Raw genomic sequence first — 22,363 nt, 5'->3', positions numbered from 1 at the left:
GCGATGGCAGCTAACAAGTAGCAGAGGACTCATCTGCATATTATTGACATGGAAAATCAATCACATTGAAGGAGACGACATGAAGATACTGGTTACGGGAGGAGCAGGCTTTATCGGCTCGCACGTTGTAGATGCATATGTAGAGCAAGGCCACGATGTAGTAGTTGTGGATGATCTCAGCACAGGCAGGAGAGAAAACGTTCATCCCCGTGCACGGCTTTACCAGATGGATATCCGGGATGAAGACTTGGAGAAAGTCTTCGCTGAGGAAAAGCCTGATATCGTCAATCACCACGCGGCAAAGGTCAGTGTTCGTGAGTCTATGGAGCGCCCGCTTCTCTACGCTGATGTCAATGTGCTCGGTTCTCTCAGGCTTCTGGAGATGAGCCGTAAGTACGGGGTCAAGAAATTTATCTATATCTCTACTGGTGGAGCTCTCTATGGTGAACCCGAATACCTGCCTGCCGATGAAATGCATCCTATCCATCCCCTCGATCCGTATGGGGTGAGCAAAGCCTGTTTTGAGTATTACCTACCCATATATCGCACCAACTATAGCCTTTCTTTCACTGCCTTGCGCTATGGCAATGTCTATGGTCCCCGACAGGATCCTTACGGCGAAGCAGGGGTAGTAGCTATCTTTACGGGACAGATGCTGCGTGGTGAGCAAGCGGTGATCAATGGATCAGGCGAACAGGAGCGCGATTTTGTTTACGTTAGCGATGTGGCACGAGCTAATGTCTTGGCGCTTGACAAAGGCGATGGCGGGTTCTACAACATTGGCACGGGCATTGGCACCTCGGTTAACCAAATTTTCGCCAGGCTCGCGTCAGCAACTGGTTATGCCAGGGCGCCGGTGCATGGCCCTCCTAAAGCAGGGGAAGTGTTCAAAATCTATCTCAACGTAGACAAGGCCAGACGTGAGCTTGGCTGGTGGTCTGTCGTCAGCCTGGAAGAGGGCTTGCGTCTCACAGTGGAGCACTTTCGGGCAAAGGGTTGAAGATCATGGGAGCATAAGATGCGCATCGCCGTCAATGCTTTCTTCCTAGGACAGGAGGCTACCGGCAGCGGTCAATACATATACCACCTGTTACGCGCTTTGGAACAAGTGGATAAGCACAATGAGTACCTCCTGTACAAAAGCGAGAAACCAGGTTTCTCAAACTCTGTACAGATATTGAAGACTCCCTTTTCTCGTCATTTTGAGAATTTGGATAAACTTTGGTTTGAACAGATTTCCTTTCCCTTGGCTTGCCGTAACGCATCTGTGCATCTCGCCCATGTGCCATACTTTGCCTCGCCACTATGTCCCACAGTGCCCACCATAGTCACCATCCACGACCTAATACCGCTACTGCTGCCTGCTTATCGTCGCTCTGTGCTGATACGACTGTACACTGGTCTGGTTGCTGCTGCTGCGCGACGTGCTGCATATATTATCACGGATTCCCAGTCTTCTAAGAACGATATTGTCAAGTACCTGCGTGTGCCTCCTGAGCGAGTCCATGTTATTTACCTTGCCGCTGATCCAGCCTGTCACCCCATCCGGGACGAGAATGCGCTGGCTGCTATGCGTCATAAGTACGGGCTTCCTGATGATTATCTGCTGTATCTCGGTGGCTTTGATCAGCGCAAGAACATTGCCATGCTGCTCCGGGCCTACGCACAGGTAATGAAGGCACTGGGAGACACAGCACCTTATCTGGTCATAGCCGGTCGTTTGCCAAACAAGGATACGTCGTTGTTCCCCGATCCCAGGCGGATAGCAAGGGAACTTGGGCTGGAGAAAAAGGTCATTTTCACTGGTTGGATAGCGGAGGAGGACAAACCTGCTTTATATAGTGGTGCTTTGCTCTTTGTCTTTCTGTCCCTATACGAGGGCTTTGGGCTGATGCCATTGGAGGCCATGAGGTGTGGCATTCCTGTGCTTGCTTCCCGTGTCTCATCGTTGCCGGAGGTGGTGGGAGAGGGTGGATTGTTGGTGAATCCCACGGATCTGGATGAAGTGACGGAGGGTATGCTGACCCTGCTGCGCAACCTTGAATTACGGCGAAAACTCGCGCAACAAGCCCTTGTGCGAGCGAGTCAGTTTGATTGGGCAGAAACTGCAAGGCAAACGCTTGAGGTATACAATCTAGCGATGAGCACAGCTACTTCTCAGTGGGACAAGGAAGCGCACGAAGCGCACGCTCGATTTGACTAATTGCTCAATTCGCATTAAAATATAATGACGACGCGGGGTGGAGCAGTGGCAGCTCGTTGGGCTCATAACCCAAAGGTCACAGGTTCGAGTCCTGTCCCCGCTACTTTTTTGGCACGATGGCGGCGTAGCTCAGTTGGCAGAGCAGGGGACTCATAAGCCCTGTGTCACTGGTTCAAGTCCAGTCGCCGCCATATTATTATAGAATTTTGGTTACAGCGAAGCGCCTTCCTGCCAGCAATGGTGGAAGGCGCTTTTTGCATATCTTGGCTAAAGTCAGGCTAGGTTTTTGAGTAACGTAATCTTGGCTGTAACGAGATCGTTCACAATCTGACTGATACCACCGTTGCCTACGATGGTCAGGAGGCGATGTGCTTCAAGTGTGCGCTTGCGCTAGCGCGACATCATCTCGCATAGTCAATTCATATACTGCCCCGAAGTATTATTCCGTGCTGCACAGCCTGGTATACATCGAGCAACTTCTCTGCTGCCCGGGACCAAGTGAAATGGCACGCCTGTATTAGACCACGCGCGATCATCTGGCTGCGCAAGGCTGCCTCGTTCAGCATTTGCCGCATCACGTTGGCCAATACCAGCAATCAGAGGCCCCTCGTCTTGCTATCGCTCAGCTTACCCGCCCACTCCCGTGCCTTGGGTTTGCGTATGGTCAACTTGAACCAAAGGGGGAGCTTCGTCTATTCGTTCACCCCATATCCGCACTTTAGGAAACTGAATTGACAGGTGGGGAGGATGGTTGTATGATTTCCCAGACGGGAACTGTTGCCTGTAGCCAACTCGTTCACTGTTAACTCGCAATGGAAATCAGGAGGGACAATGCGTACACCGATCATTGCCGGAAACTGGAAAATGCACAAAACGATCGCAGAGGCAACTGCACTGGTTCGGGAGATGCGCCGAGAACTTGATGCAATCGAGGATGTGGAGGTCGTGCTTTGTCCACCTTTCACAGCTTTGTCCGCTGTAGCAGAACTCGTCCACGCGACCAAGATCAAGCTAGGCGCTCAGGATATGTATTGGGAGGACCAGGGTGCATTCACTGGAGCAATCTCCCCTATTATGTTAAGGGAACTGTGTCAGTACGTCATTATTGGACACTCGGAACGTCGCCAGTATTTTGGAGAGACGGATGAAGGCGTCAACCGCAAGGTTAAAGCCGCACTCAAGCATGGTTTGATTCCTATTATCTGTGTTGGCGAAAATCTAGCGCAGAACGAGGCAGGACAGACGGAAGCAGTGGTCAGTGCGCAAGTGCGAGCTGCACTGCAGGATCTCAACGCTACCCAAGTGAAAGCATTGGTCATAGCCTACGAACCCGTCTGGGCTATTGGCACAGGGAAGCCAGCAACCGGCATCGGAGCCAATGCCATTATTGGCCAAGTAGTGCGGGGCACTATAGCCTCCCTGTTTGGCGAGAGCACTGCCAAGGTTTTGCGCATTCAATATGGCGGTAGTGTTAGCCCAGAAAACATCGCCGAATTCATGACGCAGCCGGAGATTGATGGTGCATTAGTGGGAGGTGCTAGTCTGACCGCGGCCAAGTTTGTCGCCATCACCAGGATAGCCGCTATGAGTAAGCAACGGGGAACAGGAAGCCCAAAGTAGATGGCTGCTGATTGGATGCCATTGGTCTGGCTGCTTGTGCTGTTTGTCCCCTTGCTTCTGATCAAGCGATGGTTAAGTCGCCATCTACAAGGAGTTGGGCTTCTTCTCTCCGGCGACCAAGAAGTCGCTACTCTACTACATTATTTCATTCTGTTGCCAGGGATAATCTTGCACGAGTTTAGCCACTACTTGGCTGCAAAACTTGTTGGGGTGAAGACGGCCGGCATATCCCTGCAGCCACAGGCCAAGCGAGGTGGCGATGTGCGCCTCGGTGCAGTGAAGATCAGAAGGACGGATCCATTCCGCGAAAGCGTGATTGGATTGGCTCCGCTCGTTAGTGGCAGTATTGCCATCCTGCTCCTGGCCCACTGGCAATTTGGCGTCGAGGCTGTGCCCGTTTTGCGTCCGGAAACAGTCGTGCACGCTCTGGCTTCTGCGTTACAACGACCAGATGCTTTGTTATGGTTATATCTAATCTTCTCCATCAGCAATGCCATGATGCCCAGTGAATCTGATCGTCAGGCTTGGCTATCCGTGCTGCTATTCCTTGGACTTGTCGCGGCGTCTGTCTATGTCTCAGGTGTGACCGTCCGAGTACCTGAAGCATTAAAGCACTGGGTGCTGACTGGGGTCACTTACCTGGCTTTTGCCTTTGGCTTGGCTCTAGCAGTGGATATCCCGGTGGCCTGTGTGCTTCTTCTGGTGGAGGAGGTGGGAGAGGCAATATTACATAGGCGTGTAGAATACTGAAAGTGCGCGCTTGTTAATGAGGGTTAGTCCGCCGCTCACTCAGCCACGTGACAATAGCCAAGACGAGCACTGTCATTAGCCCTAACACAAGCAAGGCGATGAGCTTGAATAGTCGAGAAGAGATGCTCAGCGCCAGCACCCCAAAGGTGGCACTGAGCAGACAATAGGCCAGCACAACCTGGCGCTGCGATAGTCCTAGGTCTACCAGACGGAAATGAAGGTGGCGACGGTCTCCGTGAACGAATGTACCAGATCTGCGCATACGCAGCCAAATTAGCCACCCAACGTCGAGAATGGGCACAGCCAGCACGAGCAGAACGGTCGCCATCCGTGCTCCTGCCACAATGGATAATGTCGCCACGGCATAGCCAAGGAAAAAAGAGCCCATGCTGCCCATGAATACCTTCGCTGGGTAGAAATTGTAGGGCAAAAAACCCAATGTGCAGCCCAGTAAAGCCAAGGGCAGGAGAGAAACACTGTACTGCCCCACTCGATACATGTGGATGAAGAGGACCATAGCTACGATCGCCGCCACACTGGCCGCTAAGCCGTCAAGCCCATCGAGGAAGTTAAAGGTATTGATCATCCCTACGATCCACAATATCGTGATTGGCGTCGTCACATACCAGGGGAAAATCACCAACTTGTTGGTAAAGGGATTCATCACCCGCTCAATGAACACGAGAGTAAAAACTGCAATCAACGCTGCAATCAATTGCGCAACAAACTGGTATAAGGGTTTTAATTCAATCCGGTCATCATAAATGCCAACTGCGAACAGAAAAGTACTGCCGAGCAGAATCCCAACCAGACGAGTGAATTCCTTTGGGTCATGACCCTCGGGAGCTGGTAGTCGTGGCCCTAGTACTGCTGCAAGCAGCATCGCGGCAACGAAGGCGATATAGAGGGCAACGCCCCCTGTGCGTGGAATGATGCCCGCGTGCTTTCGTCTGCCCCCGGGTACATCCACTATGTTCCAATGATTGCCTATACGCGCAGCTATAGGGGTGAGAAGAAGGGAAAGGACAAAGGCTATTGTAAAGATAAGAAGAAATATCATAATGCCGAACTCATCTAGGGAACCCGGCTTTCTAGCAATTTCAGATTTCAGCCCGTGCCAAACTGCCGGTCGCCAGCATCTCCTAGCCCTGGCACAATATATCCTGCTGGTGGATCGTCTGGCTTGCTCGGTTCGGGGGTAAGGTGATCATCTATTACTGCAAGGTGAATGTCCACATCGGGATGGGCTTTGCTGAGCCGCTCCACACCTTCTGGTGCACCGATAATACCAACAAACTTGATGCGCTTGGCCCCCCAACGTTTCAGGATGTCCACCGTTGCCACGGCTGATCCTCCTGTAGCCAGCATAGGATCGAGGATAAGGCACACTTGGACAGTAGGATGAACAGGTAGCTTATTGTAATATTCAACCGGCTCTAACGTTCGATGATCCCTGTACAAGCCAATGTGCCATACCTCAGCCGCTGGCATCATTTCCCATATGCCCTCCACCATACCCAGACCAGCGCGCAGGATGGGTACCAAGCCAATCTTGTCAGTAAGCTCATAGCCTGTTGTGCGGGCAAGTGGCGTCTGGACCGTGATCTCTTTGAGTCCCAGATCGGCTGTAGCTTCATACGCCAATAATATTGCGACTTCGCGGATGAGTTCTCGGAACTTTTTCGGTTCGGTTTCTACGTTACGGAGCAAAGTCACTTTGTGCTGAATCAAAGGATGGTTTGAAACATAAACTTTTGCCATAATTATCACCTTCTAAAACTAAACCCTAAGGGTTTGCGCAACCCTTAGGGTCTATTTTCTACGCCTCACATTTTTTCAGGAGGCCTTCCCATTCCTCATCTACCCTGGCCTGAATCTCCGCGATTACATGTTTGAACTGTGGCTGGAAGAGATGCTGGAACCGTCCCTGGGTTTTGAGCCATTCCTCCACAGGCTTTTTCTCGCGAGGTTTGTAGTTCAGCTTCCATACGCCGTTCTCCACCTCGAACAATGGCCAATAGCAAGTCTCTACCGCGAGACGAGTAACCTCAATAGCGGTTTCTGTGCCATGACGCCAGCCGCGGTTGCAATCAGAGAACACATTGATGAACGAGGGGCCATCTGCAGCCGCTGCCTTTCTGGCTTTCTCCATAAGGTCGCGCCAATGGCTGGGCGCTGCCTGCGCCACGTAGGGAATGCGATGGGCGGTGATGATCTCTGTCAACGGTTTGCGCCACTGCATTTTGCCCGGGATGACCGTACCCGCAGGTGATGTAGTTGTATGAGCACCCATCGGCGTGGCAGAGCTGCGTTGAATGCCAGTATTCATGTATGCTTCGTTGTTCAGGCAGATGTAAATAAAACGATGCCCGCGTTCAAGCGCGCCTGACAGCCACTGCAGGCCAATGTCGTAGGTCGCACCGTCGCCACCAATGGCAATAAAGCGGATATTGCGTTCGGGAATCTTGCCTCTTCGCACCAACACACGGTACATCGCTTCAGCCCCAGCGATCGTAGTGGAGACATTCTCGAAAGCATTGTGTATCCAGGGCACGTTCCAGGCAGTGTACGGATACATGGATGTGGCGATCTCCGTGCAGCCAGTGGCCGCACCTACTACCACGGGTTCGTCTATGGCGTTCAGAATCTGTCGGATGATAATTGGCTCTGCGCAACCGGCACAAAAGCGGTGCCCTGGTGCCAATCGTTCGGGCTTAGCTGCTTGTTCCTTCAACTTGATTACCATGGCCTACTCCCTCAATCCTAGATAATTGACCAGCGTTTTGACCTTACCTGTCTCAGCAATTTCACGCAAGTCGCTGGCCACCCGTTCAATATACTCTGGGAGGACATCGCGTCCACCCAAACCATAGATATAGTTCACCACTTTCTGTGCTGCACCAGCAGCAAATAATGCCGCGCACACTTCCAGAAAAACTGGCCCGGCCCCTTCCATAGCGCCGAAGCTAATCGAGCGGTCCAGCACTGCGACTGCTTTCACATCCTTCAATGCTGCAACAAGTTCCTGCGCAGGGAACGGCCGAAAGACGCGTAATTTCAAAAGTCCAATCTTCAGCCCCTTTTTGCGCAGTTCCCTTACTACGGTACGTGCTGTACCGGCGGTAGAGCTGAGCACAATGATAGCCAGCTCAGCATCGTCCATGGCATATGGATCAAAAATGCCATAAGTGCGGCCAAACGTTTTGCCGAACTCTTGCCCCACATCGACAATGACTTTCATCGCCTTGCTCAGGGCATCGGTTTGCTGGCGTTTGTGCTCGAAGTAGTAATCCCACAGGTCCCATGCGCCAAAAGTAATGGGATGGTCAATATCCAGCAAAGAGTACTTGGGTGTGTACGTGCCGATAAATTCTCGCACTGCGGTGTCATCCGCTACCTCGACCAGCTCAACAGCGTGCCCAGTGATGAAGCCATCTTGCATAACCATCACCGGAAGGAGCAGATCGGGATGCTCCGCGATGCGCATGGCCTGGATGGTATTATCATAGGCTTCCTGCCCCGTCTCGGAATAGAGCTGGATCCACCCCGCGTCTCTTGCCCCCATCGAATCAGAGTGGTCGCAGTGGATATTCAAAGGAGCGGAAAGAGCGCGATTGACTACGGTCATGACAATGGGCAGTCGCAACGAAGCCGCGATGTAAAGCTCTTCCCACATAAGAGCTAGCCCATTGGCCGAAGTAGCCGTCATGACTCGTCCGCCGGCTGCCGCAGCCCCGATGCAAGCGCTCATTGCAGCGTGTTCGCTCTCCACAGCGATGAATTCCGTGTCCACCTCGCCATCGGCCACGTATTGCGAAAAGGTTTGGACAACGGCTGTTTGCGGTGTGATGGGGTAAGCAGCAACAACGTCGGGATTGATTTGGCGCATTGCCTGTGCCGATGCATGGGCTCCTTCCAGAGCCATTTTTGTGGATACAACCATTTCTGCTATGTCCTCCTCTAAAATGCGATAAGTAATAAGTGATGTCTGATAAGTAAACGCTTCTGACTTATCATCTCTTGCTTATTACTTCTCGCAGGTCTCCTGTACTTTTTCTTCTACCATCTGGATCACTTTGCCTGCTTTCCCAGTATGCTCGTGTGCCTCTACTTTGACTGGACATTCATTGGCGCAGATGCCACACCCTTTGCAATGGTAATAGTCGAATCTGACCCAGCGGCCATCCTCGACAATGATAGCTGCATCCGGACAATACACCCAACAAATCAGGCAATGGGTGCATTTGCTCATGTCATGCACCGGGCGCAATACACGCCAGGTTCCCGTGTTGTATTCAGCCGTACATCCTGGTTCCAAAACAAGCCCAGCAATAGTGGCTTCTCTCCATGTAGCGTTTTCTTTCCCCATGTCTATCTACCCCTCTTTTACTTCTTCGTAAGCGCGACGCAAGGCTTTCAGGTTGTTCTCTACCACTTCTGCGCGCAGTTTTGTCCCTAGTTTCTCCTGTACCAGATGCAGTGTGCTGTCCAGATTCACTAACCCTGTCGCCCGGATAATGGCACCCAGCATTAATGTGGCTGGGATGTCACGTTTGATCGTTTCTAACGCGATCCTTGTAGCATCTACCGTAAAAACTCGGATTCCCTTGTTTTTGAGCCCCAAATGTGTGCGGATCTGTTGTGGTGTTTCGGGCGTGTTGACGATCAACACGCCATTTTCTGCAAGTCCTTCCGAGACATCTACCACGCCGAGCAAATTAGGGTTCACGACAACTACAACTTCCGGGTTGAGGATCTGACAATGCAATTCGATTGGCTCGTCGCTGATGCGCGTATAAGCCTTAATGGGTGCCCCCATGCGCTCTGGACCGTACTCGGGAAAAGCCTGGAAATATTTGTTATCCTTGAGCGCAGCCTCAGCCAGCAACTCACTGGCAGTAACTATTCCTTGCCCAGCTCGTCCATGCCAACGAATCTCTGTTAACTTTGCCAATGGTAACCTCCTCAGTAATCGTGATAGGTGATAAAGTAGTAGATTGGGATAATTACATCATATGTAGATCGCAGTTACTTGGTGTTATGTGGTCATAATCCTCATGTAGATCCTGACCTTCTCTGCGGGGGAAATGGGGGAGGCTTACGGTGCTGTGTTCGCTCCAGCTTCTCCTGGCATTTGATACAAGTGGTCGTGTGAGGCATGGCAGCTAGCCTTGCTGGGTCGATCGGCTCGCCGCAGATTTCACAGATGCCATAGCCGCCCTTTTCCGCAGCCCGCAAGGCGCGTTCGATAGAGACCAGTTTTCTTTCCAAAGTCTGAATGATGGCTAAGGTCTTTTCCCGCTCATAGATATCAGCAGCGGCATCAACCGAGTCCTCGCCGCCTTCTGTAATGCGCTCTACCTCGATCTCCAAATAGCTACGAAGCCGCTTCAATTCGGCCTGGGTCCGGTCACGCTCCGCCCGCAATTTTTTCATTTTCTCTGTAGTCATCTTCTCTCAAAAGCAGCTAGAACTTGATCAGGGAGAAAACATCATAGCCTTTGAGTTTCTCCATGCCCTTCAAATAGGTGATGTCGACCAGAAAGACAATGCTCACAAGTTTGCCCCCGAGTTGCTCAATCAGTTCAGCGGCTGCCTTCGCTGAACCTCCCGTGGCCAGAACATCATCTACCAACAACACGCGCTGACCTGGCTGAATGGCATCTTTGTGAATCTCCAAAGTGTTGGTGCCATATTCCAGTGCATAACTGGCGCTGATTTTCTCCCAAGGCAACTTGCCTGCCTTGCGAATAGGCACAAAACCTGCCGCCAATTCGTACGCCAATGGAGCTCCAATAATGAAGCCCCGGGCCTCAATGGCTGCCACGATGTCTATTTCCTCATCGAGAAAACGATCGACGAGCGCATCAATGGCTTCCTGAAAGGCATCCGGATCTTTCAGCAGAGTAGTGATGTCCTTGAACAAGACCCCTTTCACTGGAAAATCTGGTACATCCCGGATCATTTTTGCCAGGTTCATGGATAACCTCCTCTATTAAATGTGGCAACATAGCTGAAACCGGGCACGATTGTATCAAAAAATAGCAAAATAAGCAAGTTGACATGCCCAATGTAACTCGTGTTGCACGGATGCGTTTTGGTTCTAGCTCCACCTGTGATATAATATTTTTGTGAGCTCGATCCTGCAACTGATCCCCTGCTTTGTGTCATGATCGGAATGAGCTCGAGGAGGTTTCCACAAATGATTACTGCGATCGTGCATAGCATCCGTGCTAGTCTATTGTCTAACCATCGAGTGGTGCTATTGAAAGATGTAAATGCAGAGCGTTATCTGCCTATCTGGATTGGTCCCTTTGAAGCGGAGGCCATTGCCTTGGCTCTACAACATATAGAGCCACCGCGACCTATGACGCATGATTTGCTAAAGGCGATGATTGTCGAGCTGGGAGGCACCGTTTCCTATATCTTGATCAATGCGTTGGTAGATAATACTTTTCATGGCCGCATCGTAGTGGAGATTGGTGGCCGACAGACAGAGGTAGATTCGCGTCCCAGTGATGCTATTGCTCTGGCTGTACGCTGTAATGCGCCAATCTATGTGGCTGAAGAGGTGATGGCCCAGGCTAGCATTGTCCCCAGCCCCGAAGTTGAGCCCACCGCATCAGTGGAACCAGTAACTCCAGAAGAAGAGGAGAACCTTTCTGTCTTTCGTGAATTTTTAGAGAGTCTGGATTCAGAAGAGGAGCAGAAAGACGAATAGATGATGAACATGGACAGATTGCCACCCCAGAATATTGAGGCTGAGCAATCCGTGTTGGGCAGCCTGCTGATTGACCGCGAGGCGATTATCAAGGTTGCACCCTTTCTACAGCCGGGAGATTTTTACCGGGAGGCCCACGGGCAAATTTATGCCGCAATCCTCGATCTCCATGAACGCCGCGAGCCTGCCGATTTCATCACACTTTGCGACGAGTTAGATCGTCGGGGGCAACTGGAGGCGGTTGGCGGGCCCTCTTATTTAACTTCGCTCATCAATAGCGTCCCAACCTCGATCCATGTGGAACACTACGCTCATATTGTGGAAAGGACAGCGATTCTGCGTCGCTTGATCGAGGCGGCAGGTAAAATAGCTGGATTGGCTTATGAAGAAGCGGAGGACGTAGATGAGGTCGTGGACCGCGCTGAGCAAATTCTGTTCGATGTATCCCAGCGACGAGTCTCACGCGGCCTGACGCCAATCAAGCGCATTCTGATAGAGTATTACGACCGCATCGAGTACCTGCACCAACATCAAGGAGAGATGGTGGGCTTGCCCACGGGATTCATTGACCTAGACAGGTTGTTAGGTGGTTTGCAGCGTTCTGACCTGATTATCGTTGCTGGAAGGCCAGGCATGGGAAAAAGCAGCTTTGGCATGACCCTAGCCCACAATGCAGCTTTGAAACATAATGCTGTTATCGCATTTTTCAGTCTGGAGATGTCCGCAGAGCAACTGGTGCAGCGGCTAATTGCTGGTGAAACGGGCATCAGTTCGCAGCGATTGCGCATCGGCGATATACGCGATATAGAATGGGACAAGTTTGTCAAGGCTACTGGTACTCTGTCAGAGACCGCTATCTTCATAGATGATACCCCCTCTCCTTCGCCGTTGGAAATTCGCACCAAATGCCGGCGTCTGGCTGCAGAGTATGGATTGGATTTAGTCATCATAGACTATCTGCAATTGATGCGCAGTGGCGTACGCAGTGAAAACCGTGTGCAGGAGATTTCCTATATCTCACGCGCACTCAAAGCTCTAGCGCGTGAGTTGAATGTCCCTGTGGTGGCTATGTCACAGCTCTCGCGCGCTGTCGAATCGCGGCAGGACAAGCGCCCCATCCTGTCCGATCTGAGAGAATCTGGTAGCATCGAACAAGATTCGGACGTGGTCATCTTTATTTACCGTGATGAGATGTACAATGAAAATACGGAGCGCAAGAACATTGCGGATATCCTGGTCTCCAAACACCGCAACGGCCCTACTGGTCAGATTTCACTCCGCTTTGTGAGCGAACAAACTAGATTCGTGGATCTAGATACCTACCATGAAGATTTGGGCTATTCCCGGGAGACAGAGTTGCCATGACTTCTTTTTCCGGGTTTCCCAGTGGCAAATTGACTTTCACACCACTACCGGACCTGTTTTTCAGCGAGTTGCTTCCGCTGATTGATAACCTAGTTGAATTAAAAGTAACCTTGCATGTCTTCTGGCTGCTCAAGGGCAAGAAGGGCTCTCTGCGGTATGTTACCTTGCGCGAGTTGCTGGGTGATGCCACACTGTTGCGTGGGCTACAAGGGATCGCCGCTTCTCCAGAGGAAGCGCTAAGCGAGGGCTTGGAGAAAGCTGTGGCAAGGGGGACATTGCTGCATTTGGTGAGTATAGAAGATAACGAACACTTTTATTTCGTGAACAGTGCTCAAGGGCGGCAGGCAGTGGAGCAGGCACAATTGGGTGAGATCCAACTGGCTGCGGGTGGCGTGAGGGTTGAACCCGCAACGCCTGTGGAACGTCCCAACATTTTTGTTTTGTATGAGCAGAACATTGGCTTGCTCCAGCCGATTATAGCCGAAGAACTGCAGGAAGCAGAGCGAACTTATCCACAGGAATGGATTGAAGAAGCCTTCCGCATCGCTGTAGAACGCAATGTGCGCAACTGGAAATACATACGTCGTATTCTGGAACGCTGGGCTATTGAGGGCAAAGATGAGGGCAGAGGCAAGACGCGTGAGAAAACCTGGTACACCGAAGAGGAGTACAGAAAGTACATCAAGCGCTGAGCAGGAAAGTGCAGAGGCCTGCCCCATTTGTCGCGGAGTAGGCTATTTCCGACGGGATGTGCCTCCTGGCCATCCGGACTTTGGTCGTGCCATTCCCTGTCAATGCAAGATCCGCGAAATGGAGCAGCGGCGTCTGCAGGATTTGCTCCGCGCCAGCAACCTGGGACTTTTGACCCGCATGACATTTGATACCTTTGTCCCAGAGGGTCATGGCCTCAACCCGCAGATGCAGGAGAACCTGCGCAAAGCGTATGAGAAGGCACGAGCCTATGCCGAGCATCCGCGAGGTTGGCTTATCCTGAAAGGTGGCTATGGCTGTGGAAAGACTCATCTAGCCGCAGCCATTGCCAACTATCAGGTCGAGCTTGGTCGCCCGGTGCTCTTTGTTGTCGTGCCAGACTTGCTTGACCATCTGCGAGCAGCCTTTGCTCCCGGCAGTGCAAGCAGCTTTGACCAACGCTTTGAGGCTGTGCGCACTGCTCCTCTGCTCATCCTAGATGACCTGGGCACACAAAGCAGCACATCCTGGGCGCAGGAAAAGCTGTACCAGATTCTAAATTTTCGCTACAACGCACAACTACCCACCGTTATCACCACCAACTGTGAGCTCGAGGATCTGGACCCTCGATTGCGTTCGCGCCTAGTCGAACTGGAATGGTCGGCGATGATTCACATTCTGGCTCCCGATTACCGAGCCAGCGCAGTGGTAGAGCAATCCGAGCTGAGCAGCCTGGGCTTGCACACGGATCAGACCTTCGATCGCTTTGACTTGCGCGAACATGACCCCGCACTAAATGCAGCACAACGCATGAACCTAAAGCGTTCGCTCCACATTGCGAAGGCTTACGCGGAGAACCCGGAAGGCTGGTTGGTTCTTACTGGTGGATTCGGCTGTGGCAAAACGCATCTAGCTGCTGCTATCGCCAACTACCGCGTACATCACGGGTTCCCGGCCCTTTTTGTGGTGGTACCTGACCTATTGGACCATCTGCGCGCGACGTTTGCTCCAGGAAGCAATGTGGGCTTTGACCGGCGTTTCGAGGAGATTCGCCGTGCCCCCCTGCTTATTCTGGATGACCTAGGAACGCATAGCGCTACGCCTTGGGCGCAGGAAAAACTGTTTCAAATTTTCGATTACCGCTACAACGCACGCTTGCCCACGGTCATTACTATGACCCGCGATGTAGATCTCGACCCTCGGCTGAAGACGCGCATTCTGGATGTCAGCCGCTGTCAGGTCTGGGAGATCACTGCCCCTAACTATCGAGGTGAGGCCCGCTTGCCGGATAAAGAAAGAGAGCGAGCAACTAGGGCTACAGTTCGGGGTCGAAGGAGCCTTGGGGTCTCTGGATGAAACTGAACACTCCTCCCATCAGGGGCGCAAGGTTTCCTGCCCCCAAATCATCTCCTAGATGCTGCTTTCTTCTGCTTGCAGCTTGCTTCCTGCTTCTGCTGGCTTTGTGGCTAGGGCAAGGCCCCATCCGGACTTATTTGCACAGTGTAACCGGAGAGGAAGATGCCTGGGAGCAAATTAAGGGCTTCGGGCGATTTGTTGTGCTGCAACTGACCAATCCGCCTCTGAATCTGGAGCCTTATGCCCCAGTTGCTCATGCGGGTGTCAATCCTTTTGGCGTCAACACTTTTCTTGAGCAAGAAGTCGAACCCGAAAAAGTGGAACTGACGCTGCAAATGATTCGCGAAGCTGGTTTTTGCTGGATTCGTCAGGAATTCCCCTGGGAGGATATCGAGCAGAGTGCTCGAGGCGATTTTTGGGATCACAAATGGAACAAGAGCGCCTGGGAAAAGTACGACCGTATTGTCGAATTGGCAAATAAGTACGGGCTGCAAATCATTGCCCGCTTGGACAACCCCCCTGCTTGGTCGCGTGCCGATGGTGATGCTAGGGGCACTTTTGCCCCTCCGGACGATTTCACTGACTTTGGTAATTTCGTTTATACCATCGTTAGCCGGTACAAGGGTAAGGTCAGGTACTACCAGATTTGGAACGAGCCAAATATCTACCCGGAGTGGGGCGAACAACCGGTGGATGCCGCGGGCTATGTCAGGTTGTTGCAAATTGCCTACCGACGAGCGAAAGAGGCCGACGCAGATTGTGTGATCCTCAGCGCAGGCCTGGCCCAGACATTGGAAACCGGCCCAAAGAACCTAAGCGACCTCATCTACCTGCAACAGATGTATGATGCCGGAGTGAAAGGCTATTTTGATATTATGGGAGTAATGGCTTATGGACTGTGGACAGGGCCAAGCGACCGCCGCACCAGCCCGGAATTGACCAATTTTTCCCGCCCCCAATTGATTCGCGACATCATGGTGCGCAATGGCGATGCGGACAAGCCCTTGTGGGCCACAGAAGTAGGCTGGAATGCGGTTCCTGTTGATTTTCCCGCTTTCCCTTCGTACGGACGGGTGACCTTAGAGCAGCAGGCACGCTACGCTGTACAGGCTTATCAGCGCGCGCAGGAAGAATGGCCGTGGATGGGCGTGATGAACTATTGGTTCTTCAAACGCCCCACAGATCAGGAAGTGGATCAGGTTTTCTACTATTTCCGTATGGTGGAGCCGGATTTTACCCCTCTACCCATTTACGAGGCCATGAAGGAATACGCCAATCGGCCACCGCGCATATATATCGGCTACCATCAAGAAGATCATTGGGCATTGGAGTGGGAAGGGGATTGGGAACAAATCAAGGACGAGCAGGCAGTGCTAGGCGCTTTCAATCGCAGCCACAAGCCAGGCGATGCGTTGCGTTTCACTTTTGTTGGCACAGAACTGGAGCTAGTGGTGCGTACAAGTCCTCAGGGCGGCGTGTTGCAAGCTAGCATAGATGGTGATTCTCCTCGAGAATTTTTCCTACACAGCGATAAGCCTGCGTATGAGGTGCGTATTCCACTTGCTCGAGGGTTACGTTATGGTCCTCACCATGTAGAGATGGTGACTCATGGCGAGCCTGGTATGTACGTGGACGTGGATGGGCTGCTCGTGCGCCGCGCATGAAACTGTAACCAAGATGTTCGTCCTCATTGTTGCTTGGATTGCTTGACATGTGCTATAATCGCTGATAATATTGAGCAACACATGAGAATGAACAGGGTTAAAGAAGCGGATAGCTAGGAGATACAACAGCGTAGAGTGAGCCGTTCGAAGGTGAGAAATCCCTGTGGACGAGAAAGTTTATGAGGTCGACCTCTCTGAGGCTGATGCGAATCTGTTAAATCGTATCCGGAAGGCGCTGCCCATCCTATCCGATCTCAGCCGCAGTGATTTGTTGCTGTATGTCCCGGTGGGAACGGAGGCAATGCTTATTGCTCAGGCCAGGCCGCATTCGATCTTCCCGGTGTATGAAGAAGACTTGGTGGGAAAGCGAGTGGACGTGCATCAGGCCCCTTGGGTTTTCCGTGCCCTGGCCAGCACCGAGTTGCGTCGTGGAGTCCAAAGCGGCACGGTGCGCGATGCCCCTATTGTGCGCGAAGTATTGCCGGTATTGGGTAGCAAGGAGCGTGCTATTGCTGCGCTGAGTATCGAGACTAACCTGCTGGCGCACGAACGACACCGTCGGCGTAGCCGGGCTTTCCAGCGTGCTTTGCGGCAATTACAGGAGATGGTCCTGAGAGGTGAGTTGGTCAATGCCGAGACACTCTCGCCCTTTGGCGAGCATGATGGCATTGTGGTCATTGATCTGCAAAGGCGAATACAATATGTAAGTGGCATCGCGGCTAACCTATATCGGCGTATAGGGTACATGGGAAACTTATTGCGCCAGAGCATTTATAGCATCGAAACCGCTGACGCTGAGCTGATAGACGAATCTCTGAACAAAGGAGCCTGTGTCGAGCGAGAGAAAGAAGAACATGGCCGTATTTGGATACGCAAGGCGATTCCATTATACGCCCCTAAGAAATGGTGGAAATTCTGGGTAAGGGGTGTCCCAGAATTGCCAGCTCCGGCAGGCTCAGTGCCAGTCGGGGTAATGCTCACGGTGCACGATGCCACAGAAGCGCGCGATAAAGAGCGGGAACTCAAAGCCAAACTGGCTATGGTTCAGGAGATCCACCACCGAGTCAAGAACAATTTGCAAGTGATTGCTTCGTTATTGCGCTTGCAAGCTCGAAGGGCTGCCTTGCCCGAGGTCGAGCAGGCACTGCTTGAAACAGTCAATCGCATTCTCAGCGTAGCTGTCGTGCATGAGTTTCTATCGTATGATAGCAGCACCGTGATCAATCTCCGCGAGGTCACGCAGCGCATCATTGAACAGATGGTGCAAAGCGTGGTAGATCCCAGCAAGAACATTCGGTTTCAGTTGACTGGCCCTGGTATCTACCTATCTTCGCAACAGGCAACGGCATGTGCATTGGTGATCAACGAGTTGTTGCTCAATGCGGTGGAGCATGGCTATGAACAGCGCAATGTGGGGCTGGTGACTGTTGATCTGAACGACGATGGGGAATGGGTAAGCATCCACATCGGTGATGATGGTGCGGGACTCCCCAGTGACTTTGATCTGGATGAGCGAGGTGGCTTGGGGCTGCGCATAGTGCGTACCTTAGTACAAGGTGACCTGAAAGGAAAATTTGAGTTGCGAGGCGACAAGGGGGTAACAGCAATTGTGACTTTCCCAAAGACATTTCTAGGAGGTGCTAAGAGTTGAAACGTACGAGGATATTGATTGCAGATGATGAATCTATCATTCTTATGGACCTGCGCGAGATGTTGACCAACCTGGGTTACCTAGTTGTAGGCGAAGCCAGTGATGGTCAAAGCGCAGTGAACATGGCCCGCGAGCTCAAGCCGGACCTGGTGATTATGGATATCAAGATGCCCGGCATGGATGGCATTGAGGCGGCTAAGGTGCTGACAGAAGAAAAGATTGCGCCAGTGCTCTTGCTGACCGCCTATAGCCAGCAAGACCTCATTGAGCGAGCCAGGGAAGCGGGTGTCATAGGTTTTCTGGTCAAACCATTCCGGGAGTCGAATCTTGCACCTGCCATCGAGGTTACCCTAGCTCGCTTTGAGGAGTTCCGCGCCGTACAAAAGGAAGTAGAGGATCTCAAAGAAGCTCTCGAAACACGCAAATTGGTGGATCGCGCGAAGGGCATTCTGATGGATACGCAGGGTCTGACAGAGCAAGAGGCCTTCCGACGCATCCAGAAAATGAGCATGAACACACGCCGTCCGATGAAGGAGATCGCTGAAGCGATTATATTGGCGCATGAAGTGAGAGAAGAGAAAGAGTCAAATTCTTAGAAACGGTCTTGAATTGGGTGGGGCAGGTTGCCCCACCCAATATGAGCAGCAGGAAGCGGCCTCTACTGGATTGAGATCAAAAATGCCCCAGCCCCATGTGAGGCGTTATGCAAATACGGGAAAAGGTTGTCATTGTCACTTACCTATTTTGGTGCTGACATGACTTCTAACGGTGAACGGGTAACGGGCAACCCATGAATAGATCGTGGATGTTGGCCTTAGAAACTGCTGTTCCAAAGTTTGTACTTGTCCTCTTGGTGGTAGCACTTGGCACAGCCCTTGCTTTGTTATCATGGAAGTGGGCTGTGCTGCTGGTCATTGGTGGCATTCTGCTATTTCTGATCCTGATCCGACCCCAGTTTGCCCTTTGTCTTCTGGCTTTCGCTGTACCCTTTGGCTCTATCAGGGAGTTGCCTTTGGGTCCAGCTGGCATCAGCGCTTCTGAGCTATTGATCGCGCTCTTGCTTGCTTCCTGGTTGGCACGTATGGTTGCGGCAAGACGCTTTTGGATACCACGTGCGCCTTTGCTCTTGCCATTGTTTCTTTTTCTTGGTGCCATCTTGCTGTCAACCTTGCCTGCTACTTCCCTCGAGTTGAGTGTTAAGGAAATTGTAAAGTGGCTTGAGGTTGCTCTGCTCTATTGGTTCATGGCGGATATGGTGGACGAACGTTGGGCACAATGGGTGGTCTTGTCATTGCTAGTTGCCGGAAGTGCCGAAGCGCTGGTTGGCGTGTATCAGTTCCTACGCCAGGTAGGGCCAGAGGGATTCATTCTCTTTGGGCGTTTCATGCGGGCCTATGGGCACTTTGCCCAGCCTAACCCCTTTGCTGGCTATTTGGGCCTTACTTTGCCTTTGGCTTATGCGCTGACATTGGAAGCATGGTCGCTGATACGAGCACGGAAAACGGAGCAAGTTCTGTTAGGGGGTGTTTCCATTGTTGCCTTTGCCACCATGTTGGCGGCGATGATCATGAGCTGGTCGCGTGGAGGCTGGGTAGGCTTGGCCGCAGCACTCATGGTGATCACGGCAGTGCGTAGTCGAACAGCACGGGGTTACGCACTGGTGATTGGACTGCTAGTGGCCTACTTCCTTCTCATTGGTGGTGCGCAGTATCTCCCGCCGGCATTAGTGCAGCGTGTTTCTGATTTTGTCCCCTACCTTAGTGGTATAGATGTGACCAGGGTGGAAGTAACGGACGCGAATTGGGCGGTGGTGGAGCGCATGGCACATTGGCTGGCAGCCGTAGGCATGTTCTCCGACCATCCTTGGCTGGGAGTAGGCATTGGCAACTATCCCGTCGCCTATCCGCAGTATACGCTGGGACGTTGGCGCGAGGCACTTGGGCATGCGCATAACTACTACCTCAACATCGCTGCAGAGGCAGGTGTCATTGGTTTAGGTGCCTATTTGCTTTTATTTGGAGCTTGTTTCACTCAAACCTGGCGCGTGATCCAGCGTCTGTCCAGGCCGGCTGCAGGGGTTGTTGCACAGCCAGAAGCAAAAAAGGAGTCTATGCTGGGTGGCTCGAGAGGATCTCGCCGACCAACGGAAATCCCAAGTGAAGCAAGGGATGACAGTAGGGCACCCTTGCAATGCGTGCGAGAGGGTTTGACCCTGGCTACGCCAGGATGTAGCTATTGGCGGGCAGTGGCATTAGGTGTTCTGGGGGTGCTCGTGCATCTTTCCGTGCATCATTTGTTTGATAACCTTTTTGTGCACAGTATGAACGTGCAATTGGGGCTTCTCCTAGGTCTTTTGTCAGTAGCCGAGAAGAGCATAGAGGTTTAGCATGCGCATTGGCATTGACTATACCTCGGCAGTGCATCAGGGTGCAGGCATAGGTCGCTATACACGACAGCTCGTCGAGGCGCTGCTCGAACTCGATGCCCAAAACGAATATACCCTATTGACGGCTGGCGGCTTACAATTATCCCAAGCCCAGCCGATTCGTTCCGAACTTGTACCTAAGAGTTCCTCACCTACTGTTTGGCGCAATTCACTTGCCCTTGCAAATTATCCTCGTGCGCGTATGGTTCGTCTGCCCTTTTCTGAGCGCTTTTGGACCGTGCTTTGGCATCGGCTGCGTGTGCCGTTGTGGGTGGAACTTTTCAGCGGTGCACTGGATGTGTTCCATTCCCCTGATTTCGCGCTTCCCCCAGTGCGCAAGGCTCACACGATCGTGACGGTGCATGACCTATCCTTTCTACGCGTTCCGCAGTGCTCGCACCCCAAGTTGCTTGCTTACCTATGCCAGGTAGTACCCTCGTCAGTGCGCCACGCGGATGTGGTGCTGGCCGACTCACAATGCACCAAGTCCGATGTGATCGAGTTGCTCGGTGTGAAGGCAGACCGGGTTCGGGTCATCTATGCGGGAGTAGGACAGGAATTTCAGCGTGTAGAGGATGAGAAAAAACTGGAAGCAGTGCGTGCACGTTATCGTCTGCCTGCTCGCTTTGTACTGAGTTTGGGGACACTACAGCCGCGCAAGAACTTTGAACGGCTGGTCGAGGCTTATTCACAGGTGAAGCGGGAGACGGGCGATGAGATCCAATTGGTCATAGCTGGCGCTCTAGGCTGGATGTACGATGGCATTTTCAAGAAGGTCGAAGCGTTAGGACTACAAGGTGTAGTGCATTTCCCAGGATATGTAGCCGATGATGACCTGCCCGCATTGTATAGCATGGCTGATTTGTTTGTTTTTCCTTCGTTGTACGAAGGATTTGGCTTGCCCCCGCTGGAAGCGATGGCCTGTGGGACGCCAGTTATCACGTCAAATGTTTCCTCCCTGCCTGAGGTGGTCGGTGATGCGGCATGGATGGTGGATCCTTTAGATGTCGGGGCATTGGCCAACGCGATGCGGCAAATGCTGAGCGAGGCAGCCTTGCGCAGCCAGATGATCGCGCGTGGTCTAATACAGGCGCGCTATTTCACTTGGTCCCGGGCAGCAGAGAAGTTGCTCGATGTATACCAGGCTGTGCAGCACGGAATGACGCTTCGAGGCAGTATATGAATTGACTAAGATGATGTCGTACTAGCGCAAGCGCACACCAAACTTGACAATTTGGGCAATTTGTGCTAAAATAAAATCAAACTGAAACAATAGATCTCGTTCGCCTGTGGCGAAAAGATCCAACAACCGACGAAACTAGAAGTGTGCGAGGACGCGGCAAGAGTATTTGCTCTAGCCGAGTTAAGTTTTTGTCCGTCGGTTTTTTCATTGCATTGTGCTGATTTGACAACTGAGAGCACTTTTGCTATAATATGCTTGCTGAAGAGCACCTTAACAACTGAAGAGTGATAGGAAGGTCACGCGGAAATTCGGGTCCGAGTCAAATCCAAAGTGGTTTTGAACCACATAAAACTGTACGGAGGGTTTGATCCTGGCTCAGGATGAACGCTGGCGGCGTGCTTAACACATGCAAGTCGTACGGGCTGGCGCTTAGCGGAAGCTTGCTGGGGGTGGTGATCATGAGAAATCATGAGAGCCGCTGATGGCAAGCGGAAGCTACTAGCCGGCCAGTGGCGAACGGGTGCGTAACACGTGGGTGACCTGCCCCAAAGTGGGGGATAACTATTCGAAAGGATAGCTAATACCGCATGTGGTTCAGCATTCGGTTGCTGAACTAAAGGAGCAATCCGCTTTGGGAGGGGCCCGCGGCCCATCAGCTAGTTGGTAGGGTAATGGCCTACCAAGGCGATGACGGGTAGCTGGTCTGAGAGGACGATCAGCCACACTGGCACTGAG

Annotated in this window: 21 protein-coding genes, 2 tRNA genes and 1 rRNA gene; 16 read left to right on the top strand and 8 right to left on the bottom strand. The window is 52.2% G+C overall.

The window, feature by feature from the left end; translation table 11 throughout:
• Positions 1–79 precede the first annotated feature (79 nt).
• The 6 genes from H5T67_06340 to H5T67_06315 all read left to right on the top strand — a co-directional run bounded on the left by H5T67_06340 (position 80) and on the right by H5T67_06315 (position 4,573).
• Entirely contained in the window at positions 80–1,000 is a 921-nt protein-coding gene (locus tag H5T67_06340) for an NAD-dependent epimerase/dehydratase family protein (GenBank protein ID MBC7244936.1), read from the top strand.
• A gap of 18 nt (positions 1,001–1,018) precedes the next feature.
• Positions 1,019–2,203: a glycosyltransferase family 4 protein gene (locus tag H5T67_06335; protein MBC7244935.1), complete on the top strand. Its 1,185-nt coding sequence runs from the start codon at positions 1,019–1,021 to the stop codon at positions 2,201–2,203.
• A 31-nt stretch (positions 2,204–2,234) separates the two neighbouring features.
• Positions 2,235–2,306, top strand: a tRNA-Met gene (locus H5T67_06330).
• Positions 2,307–2,321: 15 nt separating this feature from the next.
• Positions 2,322–2,394, top strand: a tRNA-Met gene (locus H5T67_06325).
• Positions 2,395–3,034: 640 nt separating this feature from the next.
• Positions 3,035–3,823, top strand: a complete 789-nt coding sequence (locus H5T67_06320) for a triose-phosphate isomerase (protein MBC7244934.1) — start codon at positions 3,035–3,037, stop codon at positions 3,821–3,823.
• The gene (locus tag H5T67_06315) at positions 3,824–4,573 is read left to right on the top strand and encodes a hypothetical protein (GenBank protein MBC7244933.1); all 750 of its coding nucleotides are present in this window, start codon (positions 3,824–3,826) and stop codon (positions 4,571–4,573) included.
• A 13-nt stretch (positions 4,574–4,586) separates the two neighbouring features.
• On the opposite strand, the gene H5T67_06310 is transcribed toward H5T67_06315, so the two are convergent.
• The 8 genes from H5T67_06310 to H5T67_06275 form a co-directional block, all read right to left on the bottom strand.
• Entirely contained in the window at positions 4,587–5,633 is a 1,047-nt protein-coding gene (locus H5T67_06310; protein MBC7244932.1) for an undecaprenyl/decaprenyl-phosphate alpha-N-acetylglucosaminyl 1-phosphate transferase, read from the bottom strand.
• 47 nt (positions 5,634–5,680) lie between these two features.
• Entirely contained in the window at positions 5,681–6,334 is a 654-nt protein-coding gene (upp, locus tag H5T67_06305; protein MBC7244931.1) for a uracil phosphoribosyltransferase, read from the bottom strand.
• A gap of 58 nt (positions 6,335–6,392) precedes the next feature.
• Positions 6,393–7,319 carry a pyruvate ferredoxin oxidoreductase gene (locus tag H5T67_06300; GenBank protein ID MBC7244930.1) on the bottom strand — a complete coding sequence of 309 codons (927 nt, stop codon included), beginning with the start codon at positions 7,317–7,319 and terminating at the stop codon, positions 6,393–6,395.
• 3 nt (positions 7,320–7,322) lie between these two features.
• Positions 7,323–8,498 carry a pyruvate ferredoxin oxidoreductase gene (gene porA, locus H5T67_06295; GenBank protein MBC7244929.1) on the bottom strand — a complete coding sequence of 392 codons (1,176 nt, stop codon included), beginning with the start codon at positions 8,496–8,498 and terminating at the stop codon, positions 7,323–7,325.
• Between the two features lie 102 nt (positions 8,499–8,600).
• Positions 8,601–8,942: a 4Fe-4S binding protein gene (locus tag H5T67_06290; protein MBC7244928.1), complete on the bottom strand. Its 342-nt coding sequence runs from the start codon at positions 8,940–8,942 to the stop codon at positions 8,601–8,603.
• Positions 8,943–8,948: 6 nt separating this feature from the next.
• Positions 8,949–9,527 (bottom strand): 2-oxoacid:acceptor oxidoreductase family protein, encoded by a 579-nt coding sequence (locus H5T67_06285; GenBank protein ID MBC7244927.1) that lies wholly within the window; start codon positions 9,525–9,527, stop codon positions 8,949–8,951.
• Positions 9,528–9,628: 101 nt separating this feature from the next.
• Entirely contained in the window at positions 9,629–10,024 is a 396-nt protein-coding gene (locus H5T67_06280; protein ID MBC7244926.1) for a TraR/DksA C4-type zinc finger protein, read from the bottom strand.
• A 16-nt stretch (positions 10,025–10,040) separates the two neighbouring features.
• Positions 10,041–10,553, bottom strand: coding sequence for an adenine phosphoribosyltransferase (locus tag H5T67_06275; GenBank protein MBC7244925.1), 513 nt, complete (start codon positions 10,551–10,553; stop codon positions 10,041–10,043).
• A gap of 222 nt (positions 10,554–10,775) precedes the next feature.
• Between H5T67_06275 and H5T67_06270 the strand changes: the two genes are divergently transcribed.
• From H5T67_06270 to H5T67_06225, 10 genes are all read left to right on the top strand, one after another.
• Positions 10,776–11,294: a bifunctional nuclease family protein gene (locus H5T67_06270; GenBank protein MBC7244924.1), complete on the top strand. Its 519-nt coding sequence runs from the start codon at positions 10,776–10,778 to the stop codon at positions 11,292–11,294.
• Between the two features lie 9 nt (positions 11,295–11,303).
• Complete coding sequence (gene dnaB, locus H5T67_06265; GenBank protein MBC7244923.1) at positions 11,304–12,659, top strand: replicative DNA helicase; 1,356 nt, start codon at positions 11,304–11,306, stop codon at positions 12,657–12,659.
• The gene (locus H5T67_06260) at positions 12,656–13,351 is read left to right on the top strand and encodes a DnaD domain protein (GenBank protein ID MBC7244922.1); all 696 of its coding nucleotides are present in this window, start codon (positions 12,656–12,658) and stop codon (positions 13,349–13,351) included. Before dnaB ends, H5T67_06260 begins: the two co-directional genes overlap by 4 nt.
• Positions 13,299–14,705, top strand: coding sequence for an ATP-binding protein (locus tag H5T67_06255; GenBank protein ID MBC7244921.1), 1,407 nt, complete (start codon positions 13,299–13,301; stop codon positions 14,703–14,705). The genes H5T67_06260 and H5T67_06255 overlap by 53 nt, the downstream gene beginning before the upstream one ends.
• On the top strand, positions 14,702–16,369 hold the full coding sequence (locus tag H5T67_06250; GenBank protein ID MBC7244920.1) for a cellulase family glycosylhydrolase: 1,668 nt from the start codon (positions 14,702–14,704) through the stop codon (positions 16,367–16,369). Before H5T67_06255 ends, H5T67_06250 begins: the two co-directional genes overlap by 4 nt.
• A 163-nt stretch (positions 16,370–16,532) precedes the next feature.
• On the top strand, positions 16,533–18,020 hold the full coding sequence (locus H5T67_06245; protein ID MBC7244919.1) for a sensor histidine kinase: 1,488 nt from the start codon (positions 16,533–16,535) through the stop codon (positions 18,018–18,020).
• Positions 18,017–18,616 carry a response regulator gene (locus H5T67_06240; protein ID MBC7244918.1) on the top strand — a complete coding sequence of 200 codons (600 nt, stop codon included), beginning with the start codon at positions 18,017–18,019 and terminating at the stop codon, positions 18,614–18,616. The genes H5T67_06245 and H5T67_06240 overlap by 4 nt, the downstream gene beginning before the upstream one ends.
• 209 nt (positions 18,617–18,825) lie before the next feature.
• A complete protein-coding gene (locus H5T67_06235) occupies positions 18,826–20,406 on the top strand; it encodes an O-antigen ligase family protein (protein MBC7244917.1) in 1,581 nt (526 codons plus the stop codon).
• A gap of 1 nt (position 20,407) precedes the next feature.
• The gene (locus H5T67_06230; protein ID MBC7244916.1) at positions 20,408–21,628 is read left to right on the top strand and encodes a glycosyltransferase family 4 protein; all 1,221 of its coding nucleotides are present in this window, start codon (positions 20,408–20,410) and stop codon (positions 21,626–21,628) included.
• 351 nt (positions 21,629–21,979) lie between these two features.
• Positions 21,980–22,363 (top strand): 16S ribosomal RNA (locus H5T67_06225); the annotation flags it as partial.

The sequence above is a fragment of the Chloroflexota bacterium genome (assembly GCA_014360905.1).
In the GTDB taxonomy this organism is placed as follows: Bacteria; Chloroflexota; Anaerolineae; order UBA2200; family UBA2200; genus JACIWX01.
This window is presented reverse-complemented; position numbering and strand designations above follow the sequence as displayed.

Coding starts and splice junctions, on each gene's coding strand:
- H5T67_06340 (MBC7244936.1), top strand. CDS start 80: ATGAAGATACTGGTTACGGGAGGAGCAGGCTTTATCGGCTCGCACGTT.
- H5T67_06335 (MBC7244935.1), top strand. CDS start 1,019: ATGCGCATCGCCGTCAATGCTTTCTTCCTAGGACAGGAGGCTACCGGC.
- H5T67_06320 (MBC7244934.1), top strand. CDS start 3,035: ATGCGTACACCGATCATTGCCGGAAACTGGAAAATGCACAAAACGATC.
- H5T67_06315 (MBC7244933.1), top strand. CDS start 3,824: ATGGCTGCTGATTGGATGCCATTGGTCTGGCTGCTTGTGCTGTTTGTC.
- H5T67_06310 (MBC7244932.1), bottom strand. CDS start 5,633: ATGATATTTCTTCTTATCTTTACAATAGCCTTTGTCCTTTCCCTTCTT.
- upp (MBC7244931.1), bottom strand. CDS start 6,334: ATGGCAAAAGTTTATGTTTCAAACCATCCTTTGATTCAGCACAAAGTG.
- H5T67_06300 (MBC7244930.1), bottom strand. CDS start 7,319: ATGGTAATCAAGTTGAAGGAACAAGCAGCTAAGCCCGAACGATTGGCA.
- porA (MBC7244929.1), bottom strand. CDS start 8,498: ATGGCTCTGGAAGGAGCCCATGCATCGGCACAGGCAATGCGCCAAATC.
- H5T67_06290 (MBC7244928.1), bottom strand. CDS start 8,942: ATGGGGAAAGAAAACGCTACATGGAGAGAAGCCACTATTGCTGGGCTT.
- H5T67_06280 (MBC7244926.1), bottom strand. CDS start 10,024: ATGACTACAGAGAAAATGAAAAAATTGCGGGCGGAGCGTGACCGGACC.
- H5T67_06275 (MBC7244925.1), bottom strand. CDS start 10,553: ATGAACCTGGCAAAAATGATCCGGGATGTACCAGATTTTCCAGTGAAA.
- H5T67_06270 (MBC7244924.1), top strand. CDS start 10,776: ATGATTACTGCGATCGTGCATAGCATCCGTGCTAGTCTATTGTCTAAC.
- dnaB (MBC7244923.1), top strand. CDS start 11,304: ATGGACAGATTGCCACCCCAGAATATTGAGGCTGAGCAATCCGTGTTG.
- H5T67_06260 (MBC7244922.1), top strand. CDS start 12,656: ATGACTTCTTTTTCCGGGTTTCCCAGTGGCAAATTGACTTTCACACCA.
- H5T67_06250 (MBC7244920.1), top strand. CDS start 14,702: ATGAAACTGAACACTCCTCCCATCAGGGGCGCAAGGTTTCCTGCCCCC.
- H5T67_06235 (MBC7244917.1), top strand. CDS start 18,826: ATGTTGGCCTTAGAAACTGCTGTTCCAAAGTTTGTACTTGTCCTCTTG.
- H5T67_06230 (MBC7244916.1), top strand. CDS start 20,408: ATGCGCATTGGCATTGACTATACCTCGGCAGTGCATCAGGGTGCAGGC.